Below are 26,554 nucleotides of genomic sequence, written 5' to 3' on the forward strand. Positions count from 1 at the left end.
CCTACCAGGAGGTTCGACGATGTTCCGCCCTGCCCGCCTGGCCGCCGTGCTGGCACTGGCCGTGACCGGACTCGCGGTCCCCGCCGCGCACGCCGCATCCCCGCCCCAGTGGCAGCGGCTCACCCCGCCGCTGTCCACCCCGTGGACGAACGACGTCTCCCCCGCCAACGCCCTGCCGGACTACCCGAGACCGCAGCTGACCCGCGAGAAGTGGCAGAACCTCAACGGCGTCTGGGAGTTCGCCAAGGCGACCACGGGTGAAGCCGCGCCCGTCGGCAAGACGCTGGGAGAGCGCATCCTCGTGCCCTACCCGGTCGAGTCCGCGCTGTCCGGGATCATGCGCCACGAAACGAACATGTGGTACCGCCGCACCTTCGAGGTCCCGAAGACCTGGCAGGTCGGCAAGAGCGGCCAGCGGCTGCTGCTGCACTTCCAGGCCGTCGACTACGACGCCACCGTGATCGTCAACGGCAAGACCGTCGGCCGCCACACCGGCGGCTACGACGCCTGGTCCGTCGACGTCACCGACGCACTGACCACTGCGAAGACCCAGGAGGTCGTGGTCGGCGTCGCCGACCCGAACGACCAGGGCGGGCAGCCGATCGGCAAGCAGCGCCAACCCGGGGACGGCATCTTCTACACACCGTCTTCGGGCATCTGGCAGACCGTCTGGATGGAACCGGTGGCGTCCGCGCGCATCGACCGGCTGGACGTCACGCCGGACCTCGGTTCGGTGACGGTGACCGCGGTGGTCGGCGGGCCGGTGAAGCAGCGCGTCGAAGCGGTGGCCTACGACCACGGCCGCCCGGTCGGGCGGGTGAGCGGTGACGCCAACCAGCCGTTGAAGCTCAAGGTGGACCGGCCGCACCTGTGGTCGCCGGACGACCCGTTCCTCTACGACCTGCGGGTCAAGCTCATCCCGTCGGGCGACGAGGTCGGCTCGTACTTCGGGCTGCGCACGATCGGCCTCGGCAAGACCGCCGACGGCAAGCAGCGGATGCTGCTCAACGGCAAGTTCGTCATGCAGGTCGGCCCGCTCGACCAGGGCTTCTGGCCGGACGGCATCTACACCGCGCCGACCGACGCGGCCCTGAAGTTCGACCTGGAGCAGGAGAAGGCGCTCGGCTTCAACATGGTGCGCAAGCACATCAAGGTCGAGCCGGACCGCTGGTACTACTACGCCGACAAGCTCGGGCTCCTGGTCTGGCAGGACATGCCGGCGATGAAGGACGACGTCGAGCCGTCCGCGGCGTCGCGGGTCAACTACGAGTCCGAGATGAAGCGGATGATCGACCAGCACCGCAGCTTCCCGTCGATCGTCACGTGGGTGCCGTTCAACGAGGGCTGGGGCGACTACGAGGTCGGCCGTATCGCCGACGAGGTCAAGTCGTGGGACCCCTCGCGGCTGGTGAACGCGGAATCCGGCGTCAACTGCTGCCGGTCCGAACCGGACAGCGGCCGCGGTGACATCTACGACGACCACACCTACACCGGCCCCGGGACGCCGGCGCAGTCCGGGACCCGCGCGGCGGTCGACGGCGAGTACGGCGGTCTCGGCCTCAAGGTCGCCGGCCACGAGTTCGACGCGGCGGGCAGCTTCGCCTACGAGATGGAGCCCGACAGCGCGACGCTGACCCGGCGCTACGGCGAACTGCAGCAGCGCCTGCTGCTGGTCGCCCAGCGGTGCGGGGTGTCCGCGGGTGTCTACACGCAGACCACCGACGTCGAGAAGGAGGTCAACGGCTTCTTCACCTACGACCGGCAGGTGAAGAAGATGGACTTCGCGGCGGTCCGCGCGGCGAACCTCGCGGTGATCAAGGGCGCCACCGGCACCCCGGCTCCCGGGCCGTCCGTTCCCGCCGGAACACCCGGGATCGACGGGATCGCCGCGTACCCGTTCGACGAGAACGCGGGCACGGTGGCGAAGGACGTCGCCGGCAGCCACGACGCCACGCTCGTCGGCGGCGCGTCCTGGACCGCGGGCAAGAGCGGTTCGGCGTTGGCCACCAACGGTTCCGGCCAGTTCGCCGACACCGGCGCCGCACTGGTGAACACCGAAGGCAGCTACAGCGCGGCCGCGTGGGTCAAGTTCAACGCGGTCGGCGACGGCTTCCAGACGATCGTCAGCCAGGACGGCGACAGCAACAGCGCGTTCTTCCTGCAGTACTCGGGCCAGGACCACCGGCTGGCGATGAGCTTCGTGGGCACGCGGGCCCTGGCGCCCACCGCCCCGGAGGCGAACCGCTGGTACCACGTGGTCGGCGTCCGCGACGCGGCCGCGGGCACGCTCAAGCTGTACGTCGACGGCCAGCCGGTGGCGACGAAGAGCGTCTGCCTCGGTGACGCCTCGACGGGCCACACGGTGATCGGCCGCGGCAAGTACGGCGGCGGCCCGGTCGACTTCCTCAACGGCGCGGTCGACCAGGTCCACGTCTACGACCGGGCACTGTCCGACGCGGACGTGAGCGCGCTGTACTCCAGCGGGAAGTAGGGCAACCGGGAACCTCGCCGGTGCGTGCTCGGCCCGGGGACCGCGATCGCGGTCCCCGGGCCACACGTTTGCCGGGGTGAGCCTCGTGGGCTCTCGAAGATCGGTTTTGCCAGCCAGAGTGGGCGTTCTCGCCGCCACCGCGGCGCTGCTGCCGGCCGGGACGGCGGTGCCGGCCTCGGCCACGCAGCTCACGTCGATCCAGTCGAAGTCGTGGTCGTAGGTCGACTCGGCGCAGCCGAAGAAGAGCTTTGCCGACCCGGCCGGCGACGCGCCCATCGGCGCGAAAGCCGACCACGGCCGGAGGACCAGCCCCGCGAGCCGACCAAGCCGGCCGGGCCGGGCCGTCTCGACGTCTGCCCGTCGGACTACCTCGACCGGGACGCCGGACCGGCGCTGCAGCAGGCGATCGACGTCACGGTTCTCAGCTGTGACTGGCGGCCTCCCGCCGTCCCTTCACCCGCCGGTAGCTCCAGATCAGCAGCGCGAACAGGATCACCGACGACAGGATCAAGCTCGACCCGGTGCTCCAGCCGCTGAAGGGCAGCGACTTCACCGTGCCCCACACGATCCCCGCCGCCAGCAGGGCCAGGCCGGCCAGCACCGAGCCGGCGATCCGCAGCGGTGAGGACACGCTGTCCTCGGCCGCCTTCATCGCGCGGTCGCGGACCGGGTCGACGTACCGCTCGAGCGCCGGGAACTCCGAGGCCAGCAGCAGGAGCCCGGCGAGCACCAACAGCAGCCCCGGGCCGGGGAGGACGAGCAGCACCACCCCGACCACCAGCAGGATCACACCCGCCACCGTGATCAGGATCCGCTTCGCCTGCTTGCCGATGCCCACTGGGCGTCTCCCCTCGTTTCACCCGATTCTTCCTGGTCCCGGCCTCGCGTGCCACTCACGAGGGCCCGCGCCCTGGCCACGGCCACGATCAGGCCCGCCAGCGCGACGACGCCGAGCGAGACCACGAGCCCCGGCCAGACGTAGAGCACCTGGGCGTAGGTACCCCGCCGTCCGGCGAATACCCATCCGAGCAGCTCGGGCAGGAACACCAGCGGGACGAGCGGCAGCAGCGGCGGCACGAGCCGCCACCAGTGCCGCTTCCGGGCCCGGCGCACGCCGAGCACCGCCAGGCCCACCGCGGCCAGTGCCGGCGCGCCGAGTACCCGGTCGGCCACGACCCCGGCGGGCAGCGAAGGCTCCGGAGACCCGCCTTCCAGGACGCTCGCCAGGTCCTGGGCCAGCAGTTCCGCTTCGTTGTCCAAGGACAGGCCGGTGTTCGCCACCACGGCGACGGCGTACCCGCCGGGCAGCAGCACCTGCGCCGCGGTGTGGGAGAACCAGTCGCCGGTGTGGGACGCCCGCCCGTCCCGGACGCGCCAGCCGAGCGCGTAGTCGCGGCCGGGCGCGGGCGTGTGGGCGCTCCGGACCGACGCCGGGCTCAGCACCCCGCCGCCGTCCTGCTGCGCGCGCAGCCACTTCGCCAGGTCCTCCGCGGTGGTGAGCACGCCGTGGCTGCCCCCGGTGAACCAGTCCGGTTCGGACACCGGCAGCTCGATCCCGAAGGCCCGCACGTACCCCTCGGCCCCGGCGGGCGGGGTGTCCACCGTGGTGCTCGCCGTCATCCCGAGCGGGGCGAACAGCCGCGTCTTCAGGTACTCCGCGAACGGCTGCCCGGCCACGACCTCGACGATCCGCGCGGCCACCTCGTAGTTCGGGTTGTGGTAGTGGAACTCCGCGCCCGGCTCGCTGGCCAGCCGCGCGTCCTTCAGCCGGGTGACGGCCTCGGTGAGGCTGTGCGGCTGCGGCAGCTTCAGGTCGGGGAACGCCGAGTCGGCCATCCCGGACGTCTGGTCCAGCAGCATCCGGACGGTGATCTTCGCGCCGCGGGGGTCGGCGAGCCGGAAGTCCGGGAGGTACCGCGTCACCGGTTCGTCGAGGTCGAGCCGGTGGGTTTCGGCCAGCTGCAGGGCCGCGAAGGCGGTCATGGACTTGCTCAGCGACGCGATCGGGAGCCGGGTCGACGCGGTGATCGGGGCGCCCGCCGCGTCGTGGCCGTAGCCGGCGACGCGGACGACGTCACCGTTGTGGGTGACGGCGATCGCGGCACCCGGGAGGCCGGTGTGGTCGAGGTAGGCGCGGACGTACCCGTCGATATCCGGCGGGGCCGCCGCGTGCGCCGGGGCCGGGGTGGCAGGCAGGAGGGCCGCGAGGACGAGGAGAAGCCTGATCATGCCGGGAAAAGTAGGCGCGGGCCACCCCCGGCGGCTGCTGCCGGAGGGCGGGCACCGCCCCCTACTTTCGGCACCCGTCCTGACAGGCGGCCTATATTCAACTAAAAGGTTGATAAACCAGATGGTTGCAAGAGAGGTGCGGCTCATGCCGGGAGTGGTGGCGAGCTTCTGCATGTCGCTGGACGGGTTCGCGGCGCGGCCCGACGACAGCGTCGGACCGCTCTTCGACTGGTACCGGGCCGGGGACGTCGAGGTGCCGATGATCGGCTACCCGATGACGTTCCGCGTGGCCCCCGCCAGCGCGGAATACCTGAGCGACTTCCTCGATTCGATGCGCCACAGCGCGTTCGTCTGCGGCCGCCGCGTCTTCGAGTACACCCACGGCTGGGGCGGCAGGCCGCCGGGCGGCGGCGCGGCGTTCGTCGTGACGCACCGACCGCCGCCCACCGGCTGGCCCGCGGACCACTTGGCGGCCTTCACGTTCTGCGCGGACGTCGAGAGCGCGATCGACCGCGCCAAGGCGGCCGGCGACGGGACGGTCGGCGTGTCCGGGCCGTCGATCGCCCAGCAGTGCCTGCGCCTCGGGCTGCTCGACGAGCTGCGGATCGACCTGGTGCCGGTGCTGCTCGGCGAAGGCGTGCGCTACTTCGGGGATCCCGGCACCGGGAAGTTCGACCTGGAGCGGACCGAGGTGGTGGCCGGGGCCGGCGTCACCCACCTGCGGTACCGCGTCCACCACCGCTGACGGGCGGCTACTGCGCCAGTAGCTGTTCGAACGGAACGAAGTCCGGCTCCTTCGGAGCGGCCACCCGCCCCTCGGCGGCCGAAGCCAGCTCCGCGCCCGCCTTCTCGATCCGCCGTTGCAACGCCCCCGAAGCCTCGCCACTGCCCCAGTCGGACGAAGCCGCGTACACGCCCGTCGCGACCGGATCCGCTTTCAGGTAACCGAACAGCGGCCGCAGCTGGTAGTCGAGCACCAGCGAATGCCGTTCCGTGCCACCGGTCGCCGCGAGCAGCACCGGCGTGCCCACCAGGGAATCGGTGTCCAGCACGTCGAAGAACGACTTGAACAGGCCGCTGTAGCCGGCCGTGAACACCGGTGTCACCGCGATCACCGCGTCCGCGCCGGTCACCGTCTCGATGGCCGTGCGCAGTTCCGGGCTCGGGAAGCCGGTCAGCAGGTTCTTCGTGATGTCGAGTGCGATGTCCCGCAGCTCCACCACGGAAACCTCGACCGGGGACCCGGCCGCGGCGACCGTCGCCGCGGCCAGGCGGTCCGCCAGCAGGCGGGTCGACGAGGGCACCGAAAGCCCCGCCGTCACCACTGCGAGCTTCATACTGTCGCCTCCACTGCGGCCGAAGCCGCCGCCTTCAGGGATTCGTGCGTCGGCGCGTCCGGGACGTGCGCCGGGCGCATCGCGTCCAGTTCCTTGCGCAGCACCGGGACCACCTGCTCGCCGAGCAGGTCGAGCTGCTCCAGCACGGTCTTCAGCGGCAGGCCGGCGTGGTCCAGCAGGAACAGCTGGCGCTGGTAGTCGCCGAAGTGCTCGCGGAAGGTCAGCGTCTTGTCGATGACCTCCTGCGGGCTGCCGACGGTCAGCGGGGTCTGGTCGGTGAACTCCTCCAGCGACGGGCCGTGCCCGTACACCGGGGCGTTGTCGAAGTACGGCCGGAACTCGTTCCACGCGTCCTGGGACTTGGGCCGGATGAACGCCTGGCCGCCGAGGCCGACGATCGCCTGGTCCGCCGAGCCGTGGCCGTAGTGCTCGAACCGCTGGCGGTAGAAGGAGATCAGCTGCTGGAAGTGCTCCTTCGGCCAGAAGATGTGGTTGGCGAAGAAGCCGTCACCGTAGTAGGCGGCCTGCTCGGCGATCTCCGGGCTGCGGATCGAGCCGTGCCAGACGAACGGCGGGACGTCGTCCAGCGGCCGCGGGGTCGAGGTGAAGCCCTGCAGCGGGGTGCGGAACTTGCCCTGCCAGTCGACGACGTCCTCGCGCCACAGCTTGCGCAGCAGCGCGTAGTTCTCGATGGCCAGCGGGATGCCCTGGCGGATGTCCTGGCCGAACCACGGGTAGACCGGGCCGGTGTTGCCGCGGCCCATCATCAGGTCGACGCGGCCGTCGGCGAGGTGCTGCAGCATCGCGAAGTCCTCGGCGATCTTCACCGGGTCGTTCGTGGTGATCAGGGTCGTCGACGTGGACAGGACGAGCTTGGACGTCTGCGCCGCGATGTAGCCGAGCATCGTCGTCGGGGACGACGGGACGAACGGCGGGTTGTGGTGCTCACCGGTCGCGAAGACGTCGAGGCCGACCTCCTCCGCCTTGAGCGCGATGCGGACCATCGCCTTGATCCGCTCGTGTTCCGTCGGCGTGGTTCCGTTCGTGGGATCGGTCGTGACGTCGCCCACCGTGAAGATTCCGAACTGCATGACCTGCTCCCTTCGCGAGCACCATCTTACATGCGCGTTCAACTACTTCCAAGCAAGAGATATTCCGGCCGACAAGCGCACTGGGGGCACCGGCTAAGGTCAAGGACATGGACGCGGAGCTCGCTCGGCTGGGTTTGGCAGAACGTTCGGTACGACTACTCGCCGGTCGCGACATCTGGGCCTCGATCACCCCCTTGCTCGCCCCGCGCCGGAACCTGGTGGCCGCCTTCGGTCACGTCGGGCCCGGCGCGGCGGCCCTGCTGCCCTTGCAACCCGGCGACACGCTGATCACGGACGCCAGCCTGGACACCGTGCTGTCCGGCGCGACGAGCCCGCACGCGCTGCTGCACTGGGTCAAGGCGGGTGTGATCGTGCACTCGCTGCGGGGGCTGAACGCCAAGCTGGTGATCGCGGAGGACGACCCGTCCTTCGTGGTGGTCGGCTCGGCCGACGTCACCGCGGCCGGCCCGCGGCAGCTGTTCGAGGCCGTCACCCTCTCCCACGAGCGGCACACCGTCGAGGAGGCCCAGGAGGCCTGGCTCGAGTGGTGCGACCTCGCCGGCCCGTCGCTGACCGCCGGTGACCTGGAGCCGCTCCTGGAGCAGTACGGCGCCGGCAAGCCGGTCACGGCCCGCCCGGCGACGCCCACCCGGTCCGCCGCCGCGCCCGCCCGGCCGGTGGTGACCAGCCGCCCGGCGACGCCGGTCCGGCCCGCGGCCGCGACGCCGCCGCCCTCGCCGGTGCGCCCGGCCGCGCCCGCGCCGTCGCCGGTGCGCCCGGCCACCCCGCCCGCTTCACCGGTCCGCCCCGGTGTGCCCGGCACCCCCGCCGCGGGCGCCACCACCGCGCCGGGCACCTCCGCAACCGGTTCCCCGGTGCCATCGCCCGCCGACCCCGCCCGCCCGGCGCAACCGGGCGCGGAGCACGCGGCCGCCGAAGCCGGCTCGCCCGCGGCGCGGCCCGAAACCCCGGCCACCACCGAGCCCGCGGCAGCGGAACCGGTTGCGGCCGAGCCCGAAGCCGCGGCCCCCGAAGCTCCCGAGGCCACCGACGTGCCGCGGCCGGCCTGGCCGCGCCCGGCCGAGCTGTACCTGGTCAGCCTCGTCGAAGGCGGCGAGCCGTCCGCCGAGGCCGAGTACCGGCTCGAAGAGCTGCAGCGCGAGTACAACCACCCCGGCGAAAACGGCGAATCGCCGTTCCGGGTCGAGCTGCTCTGGGCCGACGACGGCCAGGGCCAGGACCCGCCGCGCACGCTCCGCGCGGGCGTGCACGTGATCCCCGTCTACAGCCAGAAGCAGGGCCGTCCCCTCGTCGGGTCCCGCATCGAGGCACCCGGTCTCGTCCTGCAGGCGCACATCGACGAGTTCGCCTACCCGCGGCGCACGTACTGCTACGTCCTGACCCGGCAGTCGGGCGCCAGGCCGGCCTTCGGCGACCTCCGCAAGGCCCTCGCCGCGATCGGCGAGAAGCCGAACTTCCGGAACAGCTTCCAGGTCCCGCGGAAGATCGAAGCCCTGCTGGGCCTGTGGCCCGACCTGGGCTACGACCCCCGCTAGGAGGCGGCGCCCGCCACTCCGGGGAGGGCAGCGCGCGAAAGTTGTCGGGGTCGGCGGATATCCTGCACTACGGTGCAGGCGAGTCCGCACCACCACCAGCACTTTCGCGAGCCACGATCCGGGAGAACGACCCTGTGACTGCCGAGACCTTGTACGGGGCCGACGACCTGACGCATCTCGAGGGTCTCGAAGCCGTCCGCAAACGACCCGGGATGTACATCGGCTCCACCGACAGCCGGGGCATCAACCACCTCTTCTCCGAGGTGGTGGACAACTCCACGGACGAGGGGGTCGCGGGCTACGCGACCAAGATCGTCGTCACACTGCACGCCGACGGCAGCGTCCAGGTCGACGACGACGGCCGCGGCATCCCGACCGGCACCCACGCCAAGTCCGGTTTGTCCGGCGTCGAGCTGGTGCTGACCCGGCTGCACGCCGGCGGCAAGTTCGGCGGCTCCGGCTACAAGACCTCCGGCGGCCTGCACGGCGTCGGCGCTTCGGCGGTCAACGCGCTGTCGCACCGCTTCGACGTCACGGTGAAGCAGGACGGCAAGGTCCACCAGATGTCGTTCAAGCACGGCGTGCCGGGCACGTTCGACGCGCCGGGCCCGAAGGCGAAGTTCACCCGCCGGTCCGGGCTGAACGTCGCCGGCAAGATGAAGCGCGGCGAGCGCAGCGGCACGTCGATCCGCTACTGGTACGACGCGCGCTACTTCGAGTCCGGCGCGGCGCTCGACGTCGAAGGCGTGCGCACGAAGCTGCGCAACACCGCGTTCCTCGTCCCGGGCGTCACGTACGTGCTGCGCACGGCGATCGAAGACACGATCAACGAAGAGACGTTTCACTTCCCGCACGGCCTGGCCGACATGGTCGACTTCCTCACCCCGTCGGGCGAGAAGCCGGTCTGCGGCACGCTGCTGATCACCGGCGAAGGCACGTACAAGGAGAACGCGGCCGACGCCGCGGGCGTCATGCAGTCCAATGTGGAGCGGCACGCCGAGGTCGAGGTGGCGCTGCGCTGGGGCACCGGCTACGAGCGCACGGTCGAGTGCTTCACCAACACGATCCGCAACGTGCACGGCGGCACCCACCGCCGCGGCTTCGACCGCGCGGTGACGAAGGCGTTGCAGGAGGCCATCTCCAAGACCCGCGGGCTGCTCAAGCCCAAGGAGGACATGCCGACCCTGGAGGACGTCCTCGAGGGCATGACGGCCGTGATCCACGTCCGGCTGCCGGAGCCGCAGTTCACCTCGCAGACCAAGGACGAGCTGTCCACCGCCGGGATCACCCGCGTGCTGCAGGGCATCGTCGACAAGCACGTCAAGGCCTGGACCGAGGATCGCAAGACGAAGTCCGAGGCCAAGGTCGTGCTGCAGAAGGTCGTCGACGCCTCGCGCGTGCGGCTCACCCAGAAGCAGCAGAAGGACGCCGCCCGGCGCAAGACCGCGCTGGAGGGCGCGGCGATGCCGCCGAAGCTGGTCGACTGCCGCACCACCGGCGTCTCCCGTTCCGAGCTGTTCCTGGTCGAGGGCGACAGCGCGCTGGGGTCGGCGCGGATGGCGCGCGTGTCGGAGTACCAGGCGCTGCTGCCGCTGCGCGGCAAGATCCTGAACGTGCAGAAGGCGTCGCTGGGCGACACGCTGAAGAACGCCGAGATCGCGTCGATCGTGCAGGTCCTCGGCGCGGGCACCGGCCGCACGTTCGACCTGTCGACCATGCGCTACGGCCGGGTGATCCTGATGGCCGACGCCGATGTCGACGGTTCGCACATCCGCACCCTGCTGATCACGCTGTTCGCGAAGTACATGCGCCCGGTGATCGAGGACGGCAGGCTGTACGCGGCCATGCCGCCGTTGCACAAGCTCGTCACGAAGGGCCGCAACCCGGAAACGCACTTCACGTACACCCAGCAGGAGATGGAGACGAAGTTCGCCGAGCTGGAGCGGGCGGGCAAGAGCATCGTCACCCCGGTGCCGCGGTTCAAGGGTCTCGGCGAGATGGACGCCGACGAGCTGTGGGAGACCACGATGAACCCGGCCACCCGCTCGGTCCGCCGGATCACCATGGACGACGTCGAAGCCGCCGAAGGCGCGCTGGAGCTGCTGATGGGCGAGAAGGTCGAGCCCCGGCGCAACTGGCTGGTCGCCTCATCGGACCGGATCGACCGCGAAGCCATCGACGCTTAATTTTCTTAGCTACCAAGGAGTTCTGCCGTGGCACGCCGCAAGGGCACCACCACCAAGGTCGATCCCAGCGCGTTCGACTCCCCGGGTGCGCACGTCTTCGACAACTCGCTGAAGACCGAGATCGAAGACTCCTACCTGGAGTACGCGTACTCGGTCATCCACTCGCGCGCCCTCCCGGACGCGCGGGACGGGCTGAAGCCGGTCCACCGCCGGATCCTGTACTCGATGAACGAGAACGGCTACCGGCCGACGCACGCGTACGTGAAGTCGTCCCGCGTGGTCGGTGACGTGATGGGCAAGTACCACCCGCACGGTGACGTCGCGATCTACGACGCGATGGTGCGGCTGGCCCAGGACTTCTCGCTGAACGTCCCGCTCATCGACGGGCACGGCAATTTTGGTAGCCCAGACGATGGTCCGGCCGCCTCGCGGTACACCGAAGCCCGCATGTCGCCCGAGGCGATGCAGCTGGTCGGCGAGCTCGGCGAGGACACCGTCGACTTCCGGCCCAACTACGACGGCTCGCTCGAAGAGCCGTCCGTGCTGCCCGCCGCGTTCCCGAACCTGCTGGTCAACGGCACGTCCGGGATCGCGGTCGGGATGGCGACCAACATGATCCCGCACAACCTCGGCGAGGTCATCGCCGCGGCGCGGTGGCTGATCACGCACCCGTCGGCGACGCTCGACAAGCTGATGGAGTTCGTCCCCGGCCCGGATCTGCCCACCGGCGGCAAGCTGCTGGGCCTGGACGAGGTCCGCCGCGCCTACGAGACCGGCCGCGGCGTGGTCCGGATGCGCGCGAACGTCGAAACCGGGCCCCTGGAAGGCAGCCGCGGGCGGCAGGCGATCACCGTCACCGAGCTGCCCTACGGCGTCGGCCCGGAGAAGGTGATCGAGAAGATCACCGACGAGGTCAACAAGTCCAAGCGGCTCACCGGCATCGCCGACGTCAAGGACCTCACCGACCGCGAGAACGGCACCCGGCTGGTCATCGAGTGCAAGGTCGGCGTCAACCCGCAGGCCCTGCTGGCCGACCTCTACCGGCTGACGCCGCTGGAGCAGTCGTTCGGCATCAACAACCTGGTCCTCGTCGACGGCCAGCCGCAGACCCTGGGCCTGAAGGAACTCCTCGAGGTCTTCCTCCGGCACCGCTACGACGTCGTCACCCGGCGCACGAAGTACCGCCGCCGCAAGCGCGAGGAGCGGCTGCACCTGGTCGACGGCCTGCTGATCGCCCTGCTGAACATCGACAAGGTGATCCGGCTGATCCGCGAAAGCGAGAACGCGCAGGCGGCGAAGGACGGCCTGATGACGCGCTTCAAGCTGTCGGAGATCCAGGCGACCTACATCCTCGACACCCCGCTGCGCCGGCTCACGAAGTACGACCGCCTCGAACTCGAGTCGGAGCAGGAGCGGCTGCGCGAGGAGATCGCGGAGCTGTCCAAGATCCTCGACGACGAGTCGGTGCTGAAGAAGCTCGTTTCTGCGGAGCTGGCGAAGATCGCGAAGGACTTCCCGACCGAGCGCCGCACCGCCCTGATCGACGGCGACCTGAAGGAGGTCCTGGCCGCGTCGAAGCCGTCCGGGCCCCTCGAGGTCGCGGACGATCCCTGCCAGGTGATCCTCTCGGCGACCGGGCTGGTGGCGCGCACCGCGGCCGAGTCCGAAGAGGCGACCGAGACGCGCCGCCGCAACGGCCGTGTGAAGCACGACGCCGTGGCCGCCGTGGTCCACACGACCGCGCGCGGGCAGGTGCTGCTGGTGACCAGCCGCGGCCGCGCGTTCAAGACGGACGTGCTGCCGCTGCCGGTGCTGCCCGAGCAGGCGGGCACGGTCTCGCTGCGCGGCGGGATGGCGGCTCGCGAGCTGGTGCCGTTGGAGAAGGGCGAGACGGTGATCGGCATCGCCCCGCTGGGCGAGCAGGCGGCGGGCTCCCCGGGCCTGGCGCTCGGCACCCGGGCGGGTGTGGTGAAGATCTGTTCGCCGGAGTGGCCGGTCCGTTCGGACGAGTTCGAAGTGATCTCGCTGAAGGACGGCGACGAGGTCGTCGGCGCCACGTGGCTGACGGACGGCTCGGAGACGCTGGCGTTCGTGTCGTCGGAGGCGTCACTGCTGAAGTACGCGGCCTCGCTGGTCCGCCCCCAGGGCCTCAAGGGCGGCGGCATGGCGGGCATGAACGTGGGCGCGGGCTCGGTGGTGTTCTTCGGAGCGGTCCGCACGGACGACGACGAGCACGGCGAGCCACTGGTGATCACGGCGACGGGCCAGAGCGTGAAGGTGACCCCGTTCAGCGAGTACCCGGCCAAGGGCCGCGCGACGGGGGGCGTGCGGGCCCAGAGGTTCCTCAAGGGTGAGACGGCGTTGCGAGTGGCCTGGATCGGCCCCCGCCCGGCAGGCGCGGCCCGCAACGGCGACCCGGTGGAGCTCCCGGAGATCGACGTCCGCCGCGACGGCTCGGGCCACGCCCACCCGGGCCCGGACGTGGTGGGCCACCTCATCGAGCGCGACTGAGATCCGTGAGGGGCCACCCGGGAGGTGGCCCCTCACGGGTCCCGCTAGGCGACCTTGAACGACTGGGCGGCGCTGCCGTTGCAGGCCGCCTGGACCAGCTGGACGCTGTCCGCGGTGGACGAGCCCGGCACGGTCAGGCACTTGCCCGTGTGGCGGACGACGAAGTGGTAGTAACCGCTGCCTTCCGACACCGGCTGCCACTGCTGGTTGTTCCCGCCGCTGTAGGACCACAGCTGCAGGCCGGCGTTGTCGGCCGTCGACACGTCGGTCACGTCGATGACCTGGGCGGTGTTCGTGCGGTTGTTGATCCGGTCGTAGCCGCCGCTGGTCGGGGCGAACTGGTACTGCTGGGCCGTGGTGCCGTTGCACGTGTACTGCTGGATCACCGTGCCGTTCGCACTGCCCGCCGCGCGGGCGTCGACGCACTTGCCGGACGCCTTGTTCGTCACCGCGTACCAGGCCGCGGGGTCGATCGTGCCCGGGTCGGTCGGCCCGGTCGAACCGCCGCCGAGCCACTTCAGGCCGTCGAGCACGAACCGGTTCTGGTCGGCGCTCTCGAACGTCGACGACAGCGCGGTGTTCGTGTCGTAGTTCATCGCGTTGTGGCCGAAGTTGGCGTAGAGCATCTTGTAGTTCTTGTTCGTCCACGCGATCGGGTAGTAGCCGCTGTACCAGGTCTGGTTCGGGTCGGTGCCGATCGGGAACGTCGAGGAGTCCATCGACGCCAGGATCGAGATGTTGGCGTTCTGGCGCAGGTCGTTCTGCCAGGCGTACCACTCCGACGTCGACGACCGGATCGTCGCCGGCAGGTTCACCGTCGACGGGTGCGTGCGGTTCTCGATCTTCAGCGTCTCCGGCGTCGGGCCCCACGTGTTCGAGGTGAACCGGCCGGTGCCGAGGAAGTCGTTGTGGAACCAGTTCGCGTAGGACGGCGTCGAGCTGTCGTTGTAGGCGGTGACGTGGAAGCCGAAGAACCCGCCGCCGTTGGCCATGTAGTTCTGGAAACCCTGGAACTGGGCGGCCGACTGCGGCTGGTCGTCGAGGAACAGCACGACGTCGGCCGTGGACTTCGTCAGGCTCGTGAGCCGGTTCCAGTCGGTCGTCGCGGTGTAGGTGAACCCGTTGGCCGACGCCTGCTGGGGGAACCAGACGTTGGCCTCCTTTTCGAAACTGATGTGCGCGGCGTCGTAGGTGCCGCTGTAGAAGGCCAGGACCTTGAACGGCGTCGCGGCCTGCACCGCCGGGGCACCGAGCGAAAGCCCCAGGCAGGCGGCGAAGAACGCCAGGATCCGGATCAGCGGACGGCGGGATCTCATGGGCGGACCTTTCCGGTGGGGGACGGAAATCACCAGGGGCGGTGCGGGTACCGCAGGCCGAACCCGAACGGGAACAGCGCGGGCTTGCCGTCACCGGCGTTGATCGGCTGCTGGTCGGCGCTGCGCATCCAGGTCACCGGCAGCTTGCCGGTCGGGTTGTAGTCGCCGAAGAGCACATCGGCGACGCCCTGCCCTTCGCTGCCCGGCAGCCACGACTCGACGAGCCCGGCCCAGTCCGGCAGCTGCGCGGCGATGTCGAGCGGGCGTCCGGAGACGAGCACGACCACGGTCGGCACGCCGGAGTCCTTGAGCTTCTGCAGCGTGGCGAGGTCGGTGGCGTCCAGCCCCATCCCCTGCGGCCGGTCGCCCTTGCCTTCGGCGTACGGCGTCTCCCCCACGACCGCGACGGCGACGTCGTAGCTGCGGTCGATCCCGGTGCCGTCCTTGGCGTAGGTCACCTGGCCCGAGCTGTTCCGGATGCCCTGCAGGATGGTGGTGCCGGGGATGACGGGCCCGCTGGTGCCCTGCCAGCCGACGGTCCAGCCGCCGGACTGGTTGCCGATGTCGTCCGCGCTCTTGCCGGCCACGAAGATCTTGCTGCGCCGCGAAAGCGGCAGCACGTGATTCTCGTTCTTGAGCAGCACCTGGGATTCGCGCACGGCCTGCCGGGCGAGGTCGCGGTGCGGCTTGCTGCCGATGGTGGCCAGGAACCGCCGGTCGGTCAGCGGGTGCTCGAACAGGCCGAGCTCGAACTTCTTGGTGAGGATGCGCCGGTTGGCGTCATCGATCCGGCTCAGCGGCACGCGGCCCTGCTCGACGAGCGTCCGCAGCGTGTCGATGAACTTCTGCCACTCGAAGGGCACCATCACCATGTCGATACCGGCGTTGATGGCGGCCTCGACCTCGTCGGGGGTGAACCCGCTCTTGCCGTCGATCTTGTCGACGCCGTTGTAGTCGGAGACGACGATCCCGGTGAAGCCGAGCTCCTTCTTGAGGACGTCGTTGATCAGGTACGAGCCGGCGTGCATCTTGACGCCGTTCCAGCTGCTGTAGGAGATCATCACCGACCCGACCCCGCGCCGGACGGCGGCCCGGAACGGCGGCAGGTGGATCGCGCGCAGTTCCTGCTCGCTGATTTCGGTGTTGCCTTCGTTGACGCCGCCGGTGGTGCCGCCGTCGCCGACGTAGTGCTTGGCGGTGGCGAGCACCGAACCCGGCCGCTCGAGCTTGGTGCCCTGCAGCCCGGTGATGATCGACGCCATCTGCGTGGCGAGCTGCGGGACCTCGCCGAAGGACTCGTAGGTCCGGCCCCAGCGATCGTTGCGCGCGACGCACAGGCAGGGCGCGAAGTCCCAGTCGATCCCGGTGCCGGAGACCTCTTCGGCGGTGGCGCGGCCGATGCGTTGCACGAGTTCCGGGTCGCGGGTCGCGCCGAGGCCGATGTTGTGCGGGAAGACCGTGGCACCGTAGAGGCCGTTGTGGCCGTGCACGGCGTCGACGCCGTAGATGAGCGGAATGCCCAGAGGCGTGGCGAGCGCGGCCTTCTGGAAGCCGTCGTACATGTCGGCCCAGGTGACGGGCGTGTTCGGGGTGGGCTGCGAGCTGCCGCCGGAGAGCAGCGAGCCGAGCCGTCCGGTGGTGACGTCGGCCGGGCTTTCGACCCCGAGCCGTTCGGCCTGCATCATCTGGCCCAGCTTGTCGTCGAGCGACATCCGCGAGAGCAGATCGGCCACCCGCACCTTGACGGGGCGCCAGGAGTCCTTGTAGGCCGGGCCGTTCCCGGCGAGCGCGGGGGTTTCCGAGCCGAGCAGCAACCCGACGGCCAGCGCGCCGATGCCCAGCCTGCGTCCGAGGCGCATCCGGGTCCTCCTCGTCGAGAGACCAAAATTCACGCCTTGGATTAAGACACAGCGATACGCGGCTGGTCCAGACCTCTCAACGAACTCGGTTACCGCTCACCGGGACCGCCCGGACCGCGCTACCCCACCAGCCGGGCGCGAACGGCCCGCAGTTCGCCCCCGGTGACACCCGCGGCCAGCAGGTACCGCTCGACGTCGAACTCCTCGAGCGTCGCCAGCACCGCCCCTTCGGCCGTGGTGCGGTGCTTCGCGAGCGCGGCCCGGATGACCGGCCCCTGGTCGTCGGCGCCCATCGCGGCGACAAGATCCCCGAGGGCTTCGGCCGACAGGGCGTAGTCGGCGGCGATCGCCCGGGGTTCGACGCCGGCCAGTGCGAGCAGCAGGAGCGCCACCAGGCCCGTGCGGTCCCGGCCCATGCCGCAGTGGAACAGCACGCCGGAATCGGCGTGGGCCATCGCCTTGACGACCGCGGCGCAGCGGCCGGCCTTCCGCCGGAGGAAGACCGGGTAGTAGAGCGGCGTGCCGTTGAGCCCGGCGCCGTTGATGTGCTGCCAGAACGCGAGGTCGTCGACGTCGTCGAGCGGGACTTCGAGCCGTTCGATCCCGGCCGGGGTGGCCGGCCCGGCGGTGTCCGCGGTGAACTGCGCCGAACCCGCCTGCGCGGTCCGGGGTTCGGCCGCGGGCCGGATCTCGTCGGCGTTCCGGAGGTCGACGACGGTGCGGACCCCGGCGGCACGCGCCTGCGCCCACCCCGCCTCGGTGACGAACCGCAGGTCCGCCGCCCGGAAGAAGGCACCGAACCGGGTCGTCTTCCCGGACGTCGCCGGCAGCCCGCCGAGGTCCCGGGTGTTGTGGAAACCCGGCCAGGACACCACCCTGCTCGCGCTCAAATCGTCGGCCCCCTCCGGTAGCGTGGAAAACGGGGGCTGCTCAGCGATCCGAGCGCAGCGAAGCCGGGTCGAAACTCTCCCAGTAAGCGTCCTCGTCCTCAACGCTCGGGGCAGGAGAAGCAGCAGCGGGCGAAGCCCCCAACCGTTCCTCCCGCAACCGCTGGAACTCCTCGACCGTCATCCCCGGGTCGTCGTCCTCCGCACGGGCCGGCGCCGGCATCCCGGTCATCCGCTCGATCATGGCGGTCATGTCCTCGCCCACCAGCAAGGCCACCTTGTTGTACCCGTCCTGCGTGGCCTCGCGCATGGCCGCCTGGGCGATCTCCACCACCAGCGGCCCCAGCCCCTCGCCCAGCTCCACCGCCGACGGCGCCAGCCACAACCGCAGCAGCTTCCCGCGGGCATCGACCGTCACTTCGACCTGGCCGTCCCGGTCGTGAGCTGTCCCCGACGCCGACGCCAGCAGCTCCTCCACCCGCGCCATGGCCTCTTCGCGGGCCCGGGCCTGCGCGATCAGCTCGCGCGTCGTGATCACCGCCGCCCCCCTTCGTACGAATACGTCTCGGCGTCCGGGTCGTCGTCCGGGATCGGCTCGTAGCCCAGCGTTTCCAGCTGTTCCGGGGGAACCGCGGACGACAGGGCGTGGTACATCCGGTCGCCCGCCCGCCGGGTCGCGCGCTGGGCCAGCTCGAAGATCCGGTCGGCGAGCACCGCCGAGCCCTGCCGCAGCACCGAGCGGTGGATCGTCAGCCCGGTCAGCAGCCCGCCCGGCGCCACCTGGACCTCGATGCCGTCGGACGAAGCCTTGCCCACCACCGGACCCGAGCGGGCCAGGCGCGCGGACACCTCCTCGCCCGCCCGCGATGCCTGCTCGGCGATCCGCGCCGCCGCCAGGTCGACGTCGAAGTCAGACACAGCAAATCACCCCGTGGGCCGGTAGAAACCGATGAACGACTGTCCCGCGTTGGTGGTGCGGATCTTGCTGATCTGCACCGGGTCGCCCGCCTCGATCATCTGGCCGTCGCCGATCACCATCGCCACGTGGCCGGACCACACGACGAGGTCGCCCGGCAGCAGCTGGTCGATCGACGGCACCTCGGCCCCGACCGTCTGCTGCGCCGCCGTCCGCGGCAGCTGCAGGCCGGCGTCCTGGTAGGAGGTCATGGTCAGCCCGCTGCAGTCGAGGCCGACGCCGCGGGCGGTGCCGCCCCACACGTACGGCACGCCGAGCTGCGCGAGCGCGTTGCGCACCGCCTTGGCCGCCGTCTCGTTCGGCGCCATGACCTGCTTGCCGCCGGGGAGGTTGATCGCGACGCCGGAGCCGGGCTGCGGCGGGATCGCGACCGGCAGCCGCGGCTTGTGCACCGCGCCCCCGCCGCCGCCTCCCCCGCCACCGCCGCCCCCTCCGCCGCCGCCGTCCGAACCGCCGGAGTACCCGCTGTTGCTGTTGAACGACGACCCGACCTTGGTCGAGGGCGAGGCCGAAGAAGCCGACGTCGACTGCTCTTCGCCGCCGAGCCGGGTGCCGATCGCGGTCAGGTCGTTGATCGTCTGCTCGCTGAACGTGGCCGCCTGGCCGGTGAGCTGGCTGATCTTCGTCTGCAGCTTCATCAGGATGTCGCGCGAAGCGGCGCCGCGACTCTCCGGCGGCTGGATGGTCTTCACCGCTTCCAGCGCCTTCATCGAGGCCGCGATCTCCTTGATGATCTGGTCGCGGACCTGGTCGTTCTTGATCTCGCCGACGTGCAGCGTATCGGCCGCCTCCGCGACGGCCTTCTCGATCTCGGCGCTTTCGTCGAGGAGGTCCTGGACCTCCTGCTCGAGGCTCTGCGACGTCGCCGTGGCGCGGTCGGTCGTCGAGCCCGAGCTGGCCGAAGCGAGGTTGACGCGCTGCTCCGACGCGACGTCGCGGGTGCGCCCCACCGACGTCTGCAGGGCGACGTGCGCGTCCCGCGCGCCGCTGATGGCGACCGGGTCGTGGCGCAGCTTCTGCGCGAACTGGTTCGTCGTGTCCAGGTGGTGGCGGACGAGCTGGTCGGTGTGCTCGGTCACGAATCGCCGCCCAGCCGCCGGATGACGTCGCCGTGCTCGCCCTCGACCGCCGCGTAGTTGCGGTCGGTCTGCCGGGCGGCTTCGCCGACCTGCCGCCAGCCGCCGCCGACGCGGTGCATCTTCTCCTGCAGCGCGCGCATCCGGCCGCTGTAGGCCCCGGAGAAGCCGGACTCGCCGCCCATCTCCGAGAAGCCGTGGCCGCCGAGCGTCACGTGCGGGCCGACGTGCTTCTCGGCCGCGCCTTTGACGTCTTCGCCGAGCGGGTCGACTTCGCGCGCATACCGCGTGTACGCGCCCTCATCGACGTGAAACCCCGAACCGTCCACTGGTCCTCCCTGTCACCGACAGGTGCGACGTGCGCGCTACACCCCCGGTTCCCCTGCTCAGGGATCCAGCCTAGTCGACGGTCCGTACCCGGGTGGGCGAATTGCCGGGAGTCAGCCGGTCACCTTCGCGAGCCAGCTCGGGTCCTGCCAGGACACGATCGCCCCGTTCGCGGTGACCGTCGGCGTGCCGAACCCGGACTGCCCGCCACCGAAGTCCTGCGCCAGCTTCGGGTCGTTCTCGATCTGCTGGAACGCCGAGTTCAGCTGCTCGTCGTAGGTGCCGGCGTTGACCGTCCGGGCGAACGCCGGGTCGGTGATGCCGACGTTCTTGCCGAGCTCGATCAGCTGCGCCTTGTCGTAGCCGCGCTTGCCCTCTTCGGGCTGGTTGGCGAACAGCGCGTCGTGGAACTGCAGGAACTTGCCGGCGTCGGCCGCGGCGAGCGCCGCGTTCGCCGAGTCGAGCGAGTAGCCCGGCGGGCTGGAGCGCTGGTTGAGCAGCGGCACCATGTGGTAGCGCACCTGCAGCTTGCCGTCGTTGATCGCCTGCTCGACCTGGCTCTTGTACTGCTTCTCGAACTCGCCGCAGATCGGGCAGAGGAAGTCGGCGTAGACGTCGATCGACGCCTTGGCACCCGCCTTGCCCACGGTGACGACGACGCCGTCGCGCTTCTGCGTGACGTCGCCCGCCAGCGAGCTCGTCTTGCCGGCATCGATGATCTGGCCCTCGGTGCTGTTCCGGTCGGCGATCGTCCAGATCACGCCGCCGATCACGAGCGCGGCCACGACGACCACGGCACCGATCCCGATGATCCACTTGCGCCGGTCGCCGGAGGCTCCCCTGGCCTGCGCGACCACGTTCGAACCGGCCTGCGCCGCCTGACGGCGCTTCCGCGCGGTCCGTTCAGCTCCACCCACTGTGTATCAGTTCCCTTCCGCGATACCCGAGTAGTCGGGTTCGGGTTCGCCCGAGTTCCCGCGACCTCGCGCCAGCCAGCCGTCGAGCGACAGCCACGTGCGCGGCCGCACCACCAGCCAGACGGCGAGCAGCGCGAACCCCGTGTCGCGGAGGATCTCCTGCGGGTACTCGGTCTGCCCCGCCGCCACCTGACCGCCGCCGCCGAAACACCCGCAGTCGATGCTCAGCCCGCGGGCCCACGACTGGGCGATCCCCGCGATGAGCACCACGAGCAGCCCCAGCGCGGCCGCCGCGGCCCACCGGGTCGCCAGGCCCGCGAGCAGCAGCAGGCCGAGCACGAGTTCCACGAGCGGCAGCGCGACGGCCACCACGTTCGCGAGTGCGTCCGGCAACACCTGGTAGGCCTGCACGGCGATCAGCGTCTGACCGGGATCCGCCAGCTTGAGCGCACCGGAAACGAGCCAGACGGCCGCCAGCCCGAGCCGGGCGAGCGTGCCGACGGTGTTCAGCACGGGTTGGGACGGTCGCACCACGCACTTAGGCTAACGGGGGGACCTGAGAACAACGTGAGGCGGAGGGAGCGGCCGGATGCGGTGGCGCATGCTCCTCGGCTCGGCGTTGTTGCTGGTCACGGTGTCGGCGTGCGGTCCGGCGCAGGTGTCGCCCACCGACTCGCTCGTCACCCGGGCGAGTGCCGCGGATCACCTGACCATCGGCATCCGGTTCGACGCGCCGGGGCTCTCGGAGCACACGATCGACGGCCGGTTCGTCGGGTTCGACGTCGATGTCGCGACTTTCGTCGCTTCGGAGCTCGGCGTCGCGGCGAAGGACATCACGTGGCGCGAAACGACGTCGGCGACCCGGGAGACGGACCTCACTTCCGGCGCCGTCGACCTGGTCGTGGCGAGCTACTCGATCACCGACAAGCGGAAGGAGGTCGTGGCGTTCGCCGGTCCCTACTTCACCACCGGGCAGGACCTGCTGGTGCGAAAGACGTCGGCCGACATCTCCGGGCCGGAGGCGCTCAACGGGCGGCGGCTGTGCTCGGTCACCGGGTCGACGCCGGCGCAGCAGGTGAAGGACAAGTTCGCCCAGGCCGTCCAGCTGGTCGAGTACCCGCGGTACTCCGACTGCGTGACCGCGCTGCTCGCCGGGCAGATCGACGCGGTGACCACGGACGCGGCGATCCTGGCCGGCTACGTCGCCCGCGACCCGGAGCTGCTGAAGATCGTCGGGAAGCCGTTCTCGAAGGAGAACTACGGCGTCGGCCTGCGCAAGGGCGACACCCAGGGCGTCGCCGCGGTCGACGACGCGATCCGGAAGATGATCTCCTCCGGCGAATGGCTGCGCTCGCTCAACGCGAACATCGGCCCGTCCGGCTACCAGCTGCCCCCACCCCCCGAGGTCACCGAGAAGTGAAGCTGCCCGACCTGCCGGTCCGGTCCGTGCTGCCCGACGTCGTCGCCGCGCTGGAGCGGCGCGGCGCCGCGGTGCTCGTCGCGCCGCCCGGCACGGGGAAGACGACGCTGGTCCCGCTCGCCCTGGCGTCGGCGGGCGAGGGCCGGGTGGTGGTCGCCGAGCCGCGGCGGCTGGCGGCGCGCGCGGCGGCCGCGCGGATGGCGGCGATCCTCGGGGAGCCGGTCGGCGAGACCGTCGGGTACGCCGTGCGCGGCGACCGGAAGGTGTCCGCGCGGACCCGCATCGAGGTGGTGACGTCCGGGCTGCTGGTGCGGCGTGTGCAGGGCGACCCCGAGCTGCCGGGCGTCTCGACGGTGCTGCTCGACGAGTGCCACGAGCGGCACCTGGACGCCGACCTGCTGCTGGCGCTGCTCCTGGACGTCCGCGCCGGGCTGCGCGAGGACCTGCGGCTGCTGGCGACGTCGGCGACGGTCGCGTCCGGGCGCCTGGCGGCCCTGCTCGGCGACGCCCCGGTGGTGACGGCGACGGCGCGGACCTTCCCGGTCGAGTTCTCGTACGTCCCGCCGGCCCGTGGCGAGCGCGTCGAGGCGTGTGTCGCGCGGGCGGTGCGGACGGCGTTGTCTTCGGGCGACGGCGACGTGCTGGCCTTCCTCCCCGGGGCCGGCGAGATCGCCCGCACTTCGGGGTTGCTGCGTCTGTCCGATGTGGACGTCCTCCCGTTGCACGGCCGGTTGTCGGCGGCGCACCAGGACGACGCGCTGCGGCCGCGTTCGCGGCGCCGGGTGGTGCTGGCGACGGCGGTGGCGGAGTCGAGCCTGACCGTGCCGGGGGTGCGCGCGGTGGTGGACTCGGGGCTGGCCCGCGTGCCGCGCGTCGACCACCGGCGCGGGCTGCCGGGCCTGGCGACGGTGCGCGTTTCGGCGGCGGTGGCCGCGCAGCGGTCCGGCCGCGCGGGCCGGGAGGCGCCGGGGCGGGCGTACCGCTGCTGGGCCGAACACGAGCAGGCGACGCTGCCGGCGTACCCCGAGCCGGAGATCCGCACGGCCGAGCTCGCCCGGCTGGCGCTGGAACTGGCGTGCTGGTCGACCCCGGACGGCAGCGGGCTGGCCTGGTGGGACCCGCCGGGCGAAGGCGCGCTGGCGGCCGGCCGGGCGTTGCTGGTGACGCTGGGCGCGACGGCCGCGGACGGCACGGTCACCTCGCGCGGACGGCGGATGGCGGAGCTCGGCCTGCACCCGCGCCTGGCCCGCGCGCTGCTGGACGGTTCTTCGGAGGTCGGCGCCCGCAACGCGGCGGAGGTCGTGGCGCTGCTGGACGCGGGCGCGACGCTGACGGACGTGGCCGCGGAGCTGCGCCGCCTCCGCTCGGCGGCGGACGAGGGTTCGCGGCGCTGGAAGCGCGAGGTCCAGCGACTGGAGGGTCTGGTGTCCCGCAACCGGACCACCCGCTCCCCGTCCACCAGCAGTTCCGCCCCCGATCACGCGACTTCCGCCCTCGGCCACGCGAGATCCGCCCCCGATCACGCGAGCTCCGCCCTCGACCGCACGACTTCCGGCTCCGATCACGCGAGTTCCGCCTCTGATCACGCGAGATCCGGCTCCGATCACGCGAGTTCCGTTCCCGCGTCCGGCGGCCACCGCCCCGATCCCGCGCTGGTCGTCGCCCTCGCGCACCCCGAGCGGCTCGCCCGGCGGCGGCCCGGTGGCGCGCCCGTCTACCTGATGGCCGGCGGCACCGCCGCCGAACTCCCGCCCGGCAGCGGCCTCGACGCCGAGTGGCTGGCCGTCGCCGAAGCCACCCGCGACCCCGGCCGCGTCCACGGCACCATCCGCCTCGCCGCGGCCGCCGACGAAGCCCTCGCCGTCAAGGCCGGCTCGGTGTCCGAAGTGGACGAAGTGAGCTGGGACGGCGACGTCGTCGCCCGGCGGGTGCGCAGGCTCGGCGCCATCGTCCTGTCCGAGAAGCCGCTCAAGAACGCGGACGTCCACGATGCCCTCGTCACCGGGTTGCGCACCGAGGGCCTCGGCCTCCTCAAGTGGAGCCAGGACGCGACCCGGCTGCGGGAGCGGATGGCGTTCCTGCACCGCGTCCTCGGGCCGCCGTGGCCGCCGGTGGACGACACCGCGCTGCTGTCCGATGTGGACAGCTGGCTGGACCTCGGCACCGCGCGCCGGAAGGCCGACCTGGCGAACATCAACGCCGGCACCGCACTGAAGGCGCTGCTCCCCTGGCCGGAGGCGGCGAAGCTGGACGACCTCGCCCCGGACCGGCTCGAAGTGCCGTCGGGCTCGCACATCCGCGTCGACTACCGCGGTGACCAGCCGGTGCTGGCCGTCAAGCTGCAGGAGACGTTCGGCTGGACCGAAACCCCGGTGCTCGCCGGCGTCCCGGTGGTGCTGCACCTGCTCTCCCCGGCCGGCCGCCCGGCCGCGATCACCGCCGACCTCGCGTCGTTCTGGACGTCCGGCTACCCGGCCGTGCGCGCCGACCTGCGCGGCCGCTACCCGAAGCACCCGTGGCCGGAGGACCCGGCGGCCGCGGTCCCGACCCGCCACACCCGCCGCCGCACCTGACGAAAGTCGGGGGCGGCTCGCGACCGTCGTCCGATGCCCGCGCACCCCCGCGGACCGCAGACTTCGAAGCATGATCACACTTCGGGGACTCACGAAGCGCTACGGGGAGAAAACCGTCGTCGATGCCCTCACCTGCGACGTCGCGCCGGGCCAGGTGACCGGGTTCCTCGGCCCGAACGGCGCGGGAAAGTCGACGACCATGCGGATGACGGTCGGGCTCGACCACCCGCAGGAGGGCGAGGTCCTGGTCGGCGGCCGGCGCTACGCCGAGCTGCGGCACCCGCTGCGCGAGGTCGGTGCGCTGCTCGACGCCAAGGCCCTGCACCCCGGCCGCAGCGCCGGGAAGCACCTGCTGGCCATGGCCCGCAGCAACGGCATCGCGGCGGGCCGCGTCGAGGAGGTGCTGGCGACGGTCGGGCTGTCCGACGTCGCCGGCAAGCGGGCCGGGCAGTTCTCGCTGGGCATGGGCCAGCGGCTGGGCATCGCGGGCGCGCTGCTCGGCGACCCGGGGGTGCTGCTGTTCGACGAGCCGGTCAACGGCCTCGACCCGGACGGCGTCCGCTGGGTCAGGCAGCTCATGCGCGCACTGGCGGCCGAGGGGCGGACGGTGTTCGTGTCCAGCCACCTGATGAGCGAGATGCAGCTGACGGCGGACCACCTGGTGGTGATCGGCAAGGGCAGGCTGCTGGCCGACGCCCCGGTGCCGGAGTTCATCAAGGGCCATTCCCGCACCATGGTTTCCGTCCGCATCCCGGCCGAAGCCGAGCGCTCCACTTTGGACGCCCGGTTGCGCGCCGAAGGCGGGTTGACGCATCCGGGAGAGCCGGGCGAGCTGCTGGTGGACGGCGTCGACGTCACCCGCGTCGGTGATCTGGCGCACGAGCTGGGGATCCGCGTGCACGGGCTGGCGGAGCGGACGGCATCGCTCGAGCAGGCGTACATGGAGTTGACGGCTTCTTCGGTGGAATACGGGGTATCGGCATGACTTCACCGGTCGCACTGCACGGCGGCGGGCTGCCGGGAGCGGTGGCAGCGGAGTGGACGAAGCTCTGGTCGGTCCGGGCAACGTGGTGGTGCCTGGCGACGGGGACGGCGTTGATGCTGGGCTACGGAACGTTGTCGGCCATCGCCCAGCACTACGAAACCGACCCGCAGAGCGCAAACACCATCACCCTGGGCGGCGCGGTGTACTTGGCCCAGTTCGCGGTGATAGCGCTGGCGACGCTATTCGTGACGAGCGAGTACACGGGCGGCGGAATCCGCTCGACGTTGCTGTGGACCCCGGTACGCGCCAGGGTGGCGCAGGCAAAGGCGGCGGTGCTGCTGCCGGTGCTGTTCGCGTACGGAGTGCTGCTGTCGGGCGGGTCGATGGCCTTGGAGAGGGCGGTGATGGCGGGCCACGGCCTGCCGACCTCGGCTTCGGCGGCCTTCACGACGGCGGCGGGGATGGGCGGGTACTTCGCGTTGCTGGGGTTGCTGTGCACGGGGATCGGCTGGTCTTTGCGCAGTGCGGCGGGGACGTTGGTGTCGGTGATCGTGCTGCTGGTGCCGCTGCCGTTGATCGTGGCGTCGCTGGGCCTGCCGGAGGCGATGCCGTATTTCCCGGGGATAGCGGGGATCAACGCGATGGTGGAGTCGGGAAAGCCCAACCCGGTGACGATGGCGGTGGCACCGTATGCACCGTGGGTGGGGCTGGCGATCGACGCGGTGTGGGCGGGAGCGGCCTTGCTGGCGGGCACGGCAGTTTTGCGCCGCCGGGACGCCTGACTCGAAACTCCCCCACCCTCTCCGGGGGCCACCCA

Annotated in this window: 22 protein-coding genes; 9 read left to right on the top strand and 13 right to left on the bottom strand. The window is 71.3% G+C overall.

The genetic code is table 11. The features are described from left to right. The first annotated feature begins 19 nt into the window (after positions 1-19). Positions 20-2,491 carry a LamG-like jellyroll fold domain-containing protein gene (locus tag HUT10_RS20820; RefSeq protein WP_176172759.1) on the top strand — a complete coding sequence of 824 codons (2,472 nt, stop codon included), beginning with the start codon at positions 20-22 and terminating at the stop codon, positions 2,489-2,491. A 421-nt stretch (positions 2,492-2,912) separates the two neighbouring features. Here the strand turns inward: HUT10_RS20820 and HUT10_RS20825 are convergent, their stop codons facing one another. Both HUT10_RS20825 and HUT10_RS20830 read right to left on the bottom strand, forming a co-directional pair. Further along, the gene (locus HUT10_RS20825; protein ID WP_176172760.1) at positions 2,913-3,329 is read right to left on the bottom strand and encodes a PGPGW domain-containing protein; all 417 of its coding nucleotides are present in this window, start codon (positions 3,327-3,329) and stop codon (positions 2,913-2,915) included. Further along, complete coding sequence (locus HUT10_RS20830) at positions 3,296-4,720, bottom strand: serine hydrolase (RefSeq protein WP_176172761.1); 1,425 nt, start codon at positions 4,718-4,720, stop codon at positions 3,296-3,298. Before HUT10_RS20830 ends, HUT10_RS20825 begins: the two co-directional genes overlap by 34 nt. 145 nt (positions 4,721-4,865) lie before the next feature. On the opposite strand from HUT10_RS20830, the gene HUT10_RS20835 reads away from it, so the two are divergent. Beyond that, positions 4,866-5,465, top strand: a complete 600-nt coding sequence (locus tag HUT10_RS20835; protein WP_176172762.1) for a dihydrofolate reductase family protein — start codon at positions 4,866-4,868, stop codon at positions 5,463-5,465. Positions 5,466-5,472: 7 nt separating this feature from the next. Here the strand turns inward: HUT10_RS20835 and HUT10_RS20840 are convergent, their stop codons facing one another. Continuing rightward, positions 5,473-6,057: an FMN reductase gene (locus HUT10_RS20840; protein ID WP_176172763.1), complete on the bottom strand. Its 585-nt coding sequence runs from the start codon at positions 6,055-6,057 to the stop codon at positions 5,473-5,475. Then, positions 6,054-7,148, bottom strand: a complete 1,095-nt coding sequence (locus HUT10_RS20845) for an LLM class flavin-dependent oxidoreductase (RefSeq protein WP_176172764.1) — start codon at positions 7,146-7,148, stop codon at positions 6,054-6,056. Before HUT10_RS20845 ends, HUT10_RS20840 begins: the two co-directional genes overlap by 4 nt. A 107-nt stretch (positions 7,149-7,255) precedes the next feature. Here HUT10_RS20845 and HUT10_RS20850 point away from each other — a divergent pair, with 107 nt between their 5' ends. The 3 genes from HUT10_RS20850 (at position 7,256) to HUT10_RS20860 (ending at position 13,401) form a co-directional block, all read left to right on the top strand. Beyond that, on the top strand, positions 7,256-8,704 hold the full coding sequence (locus HUT10_RS20850) for a hypothetical protein (protein WP_176172765.1): 1,449 nt from the start codon (positions 7,256-7,258) through the stop codon (positions 8,702-8,704). A 134-nt stretch (positions 8,705-8,838) separates the two neighbouring features. Next, positions 8,839-10,890 (top strand): type IIA DNA topoisomerase subunit B, encoded by a 2,052-nt coding sequence (locus tag HUT10_RS20855; protein WP_176172766.1) that lies wholly within the window; start codon positions 8,839-8,841, stop codon positions 10,888-10,890. Between the two features lie 27 nt (positions 10,891-10,917). Continuing rightward, the gene (locus HUT10_RS20860) at positions 10,918-13,401 is read left to right on the top strand and encodes a DNA topoisomerase (ATP-hydrolyzing) subunit A (RefSeq protein ID WP_176172767.1); all 2,484 of its coding nucleotides are present in this window, start codon (positions 10,918-10,920) and stop codon (positions 13,399-13,401) included. Positions 13,402-13,445: 44 nt separating this feature from the next. On the opposite strand, the gene HUT10_RS20865 is transcribed toward HUT10_RS20860, so the two are convergent. The 9 genes from HUT10_RS20865 to HUT10_RS20905 form a co-directional block, all read right to left on the bottom strand. Continuing rightward, complete coding sequence (locus HUT10_RS20865; RefSeq protein ID WP_176172768.1) at positions 13,446-14,717, bottom strand: RICIN domain-containing protein; 1,272 nt, start codon at positions 14,715-14,717, stop codon at positions 13,446-13,448. Positions 14,718-14,746: 29 nt separating this feature from the next. After that, the gene (locus HUT10_RS20870; RefSeq protein WP_176172769.1) at positions 14,747-16,576 is read right to left on the bottom strand and encodes a glycoside hydrolase family 3 N-terminal domain-containing protein; all 1,830 of its coding nucleotides are present in this window, start codon (positions 16,574-16,576) and stop codon (positions 14,747-14,749) included. Between the two features lie 119 nt (positions 16,577-16,695). Continuing rightward, entirely contained in the window at positions 16,696-17,448 is a 753-nt protein-coding gene (locus tag HUT10_RS20875; RefSeq protein WP_176172770.1) for a tyrosine-protein phosphatase, read from the bottom strand. A gap of 58 nt (positions 17,449-17,506) precedes the next feature. Further along, positions 17,507-18,001 carry a YbaB/EbfC family nucleoid-associated protein gene (locus HUT10_RS20880; protein ID WP_176172771.1) on the bottom strand — a complete coding sequence of 165 codons (495 nt, stop codon included), beginning with the start codon at positions 17,999-18,001 and terminating at the stop codon, positions 17,507-17,509. Beyond that, complete coding sequence (locus HUT10_RS20885) at positions 17,998-18,381, bottom strand: YbaB/EbfC family DNA-binding protein (RefSeq protein ID WP_176172772.1); 384 nt, start codon at positions 18,379-18,381, stop codon at positions 17,998-18,000. Before HUT10_RS20885 ends, HUT10_RS20880 begins: the two co-directional genes overlap by 4 nt. Positions 18,382-18,387: 6 nt before the next feature. Continuing rightward, entirely contained in the window at positions 18,388-19,518 is a 1,131-nt protein-coding gene (locus tag HUT10_RS20890) for a C40 family peptidase (RefSeq protein WP_176172773.1), read from the bottom strand. Next, positions 19,515-19,844 carry a hypothetical protein gene (locus HUT10_RS20895; protein ID WP_176172774.1) on the bottom strand — a complete coding sequence of 110 codons (330 nt, stop codon included), beginning with the start codon at positions 19,842-19,844 and terminating at the stop codon, positions 19,515-19,517. Before HUT10_RS20895 ends, HUT10_RS20890 begins: the two co-directional genes overlap by 4 nt. 111 nt (positions 19,845-19,955) lie before the next feature. Next, complete coding sequence (locus tag HUT10_RS20900; RefSeq protein WP_176177921.1) at positions 19,956-20,699, bottom strand: thioredoxin domain-containing protein; 744 nt, start codon at positions 20,697-20,699, stop codon at positions 19,956-19,958. Positions 20,700-20,765: 66 nt separating this feature from the next. Then, positions 20,766-21,272: a MauE/DoxX family redox-associated membrane protein gene (locus HUT10_RS20905; protein WP_176177922.1), complete on the bottom strand. Its 507-nt coding sequence runs from the start codon at positions 21,270-21,272 to the stop codon at positions 20,766-20,768. Positions 21,273-21,348: 76 nt separating this feature from the next. Here HUT10_RS20905 and HUT10_RS20910 point away from each other — a divergent pair, with 76 nt between their 5' ends. The 4 genes from HUT10_RS20910 (at position 21,349) to HUT10_RS20925 (ending at position 26,519) form a co-directional block, all read left to right on the top strand. Then, positions 21,349-22,179 carry a glutamate ABC transporter substrate-binding protein gene (locus HUT10_RS20910; RefSeq protein ID WP_176172775.1) on the top strand — a complete coding sequence of 277 codons (831 nt, stop codon included), beginning with the start codon at positions 21,349-21,351 and terminating at the stop codon, positions 22,177-22,179. Then, positions 22,176-24,752, top strand: coding sequence for an ATP-dependent RNA helicase (locus HUT10_RS51145; RefSeq protein ID WP_176172776.1), 2,577 nt, complete (start codon positions 22,176-22,178; stop codon positions 24,750-24,752). Before HUT10_RS20910 ends, HUT10_RS51145 begins: the two co-directional genes overlap by 4 nt. A 70-nt stretch (positions 24,753-24,822) precedes the next feature. Then, complete coding sequence (locus tag HUT10_RS20920) at positions 24,823-25,737, top strand: ATP-binding cassette domain-containing protein (protein ID WP_176172777.1); 915 nt, start codon at positions 24,823-24,825, stop codon at positions 25,735-25,737. Beyond that, positions 25,734-26,519, top strand: coding sequence for an ABC transporter permease (locus HUT10_RS20925; protein WP_176172778.1), 786 nt, complete (start codon positions 25,734-25,736; stop codon positions 26,517-26,519). The genes HUT10_RS20920 and HUT10_RS20925 overlap by 4 nt, the downstream gene beginning before the upstream one ends. The last annotated feature ends 35 nt before the right edge of the window (positions 26,520-26,554 follow it).

It is taken from the genome of Amycolatopsis sp. Hca4 (genome assembly GCF_013364075.1).
Taxonomy (GTDB): Bacteria; Actinomycetota; Actinomycetes; order Mycobacteriales; family Pseudonocardiaceae; genus Amycolatopsis.

Excerpts from the sequence above, each read along its gene's own strand:
- HUT10_RS20820 (WP_176172759.1), top strand. The coding sequence starts at position 20 with ATGTTCCGCCCTGCCCGCCTGGCCGCCGTGCTGGCACTGGCCGTGACC.
- HUT10_RS20830 (WP_176172761.1), bottom strand. The coding sequence starts at position 4,720 with ATGATCAGGCTTCTCCTCGTCCTCGCGGCCCTCCTGCCTGCCACCCCG.
- HUT10_RS20835 (WP_176172762.1), top strand. The coding sequence starts at position 4,866 with ATGCCGGGAGTGGTGGCGAGCTTCTGCATGTCGCTGGACGGGTTCGCG.
- HUT10_RS20840 (WP_176172763.1), bottom strand. The coding sequence starts at position 6,057 with ATGAAGCTCGCAGTGGTGACGGCGGGGCTTTCGGTGCCCTCGTCGACC.
- HUT10_RS20845 (WP_176172764.1), bottom strand. The coding sequence starts at position 7,148 with ATGCAGTTCGGAATCTTCACGGTGGGCGACGTCACGACCGATCCCACG.
- HUT10_RS20850 (WP_176172765.1), top strand. The coding sequence starts at position 7,256 with ATGGACGCGGAGCTCGCTCGGCTGGGTTTGGCAGAACGTTCGGTACGA.
- HUT10_RS20865 (WP_176172768.1), bottom strand. The coding sequence starts at position 14,717 with ATGAGATCCCGCCGTCCGCTGATCCGGATCCTGGCGTTCTTCGCCGCC.
- HUT10_RS20870 (WP_176172769.1), bottom strand. The coding sequence starts at position 16,576 with ATGCGCCTCGGACGCAGGCTGGGCATCGGCGCGCTGGCCGTCGGGTTG.
- HUT10_RS20910 (WP_176172775.1), top strand. The coding sequence starts at position 21,349 with ATGCGGTGGCGCATGCTCCTCGGCTCGGCGTTGTTGCTGGTCACGGTG.
- HUT10_RS20920 (WP_176172777.1), top strand. The coding sequence starts at position 24,823 with ATGATCACACTTCGGGGACTCACGAAGCGCTACGGGGAGAAAACCGTC.
- HUT10_RS20925 (WP_176172778.1), top strand. The coding sequence starts at position 25,734 with ATGACTTCACCGGTCGCACTGCACGGCGGCGGGCTGCCGGGAGCGGTG.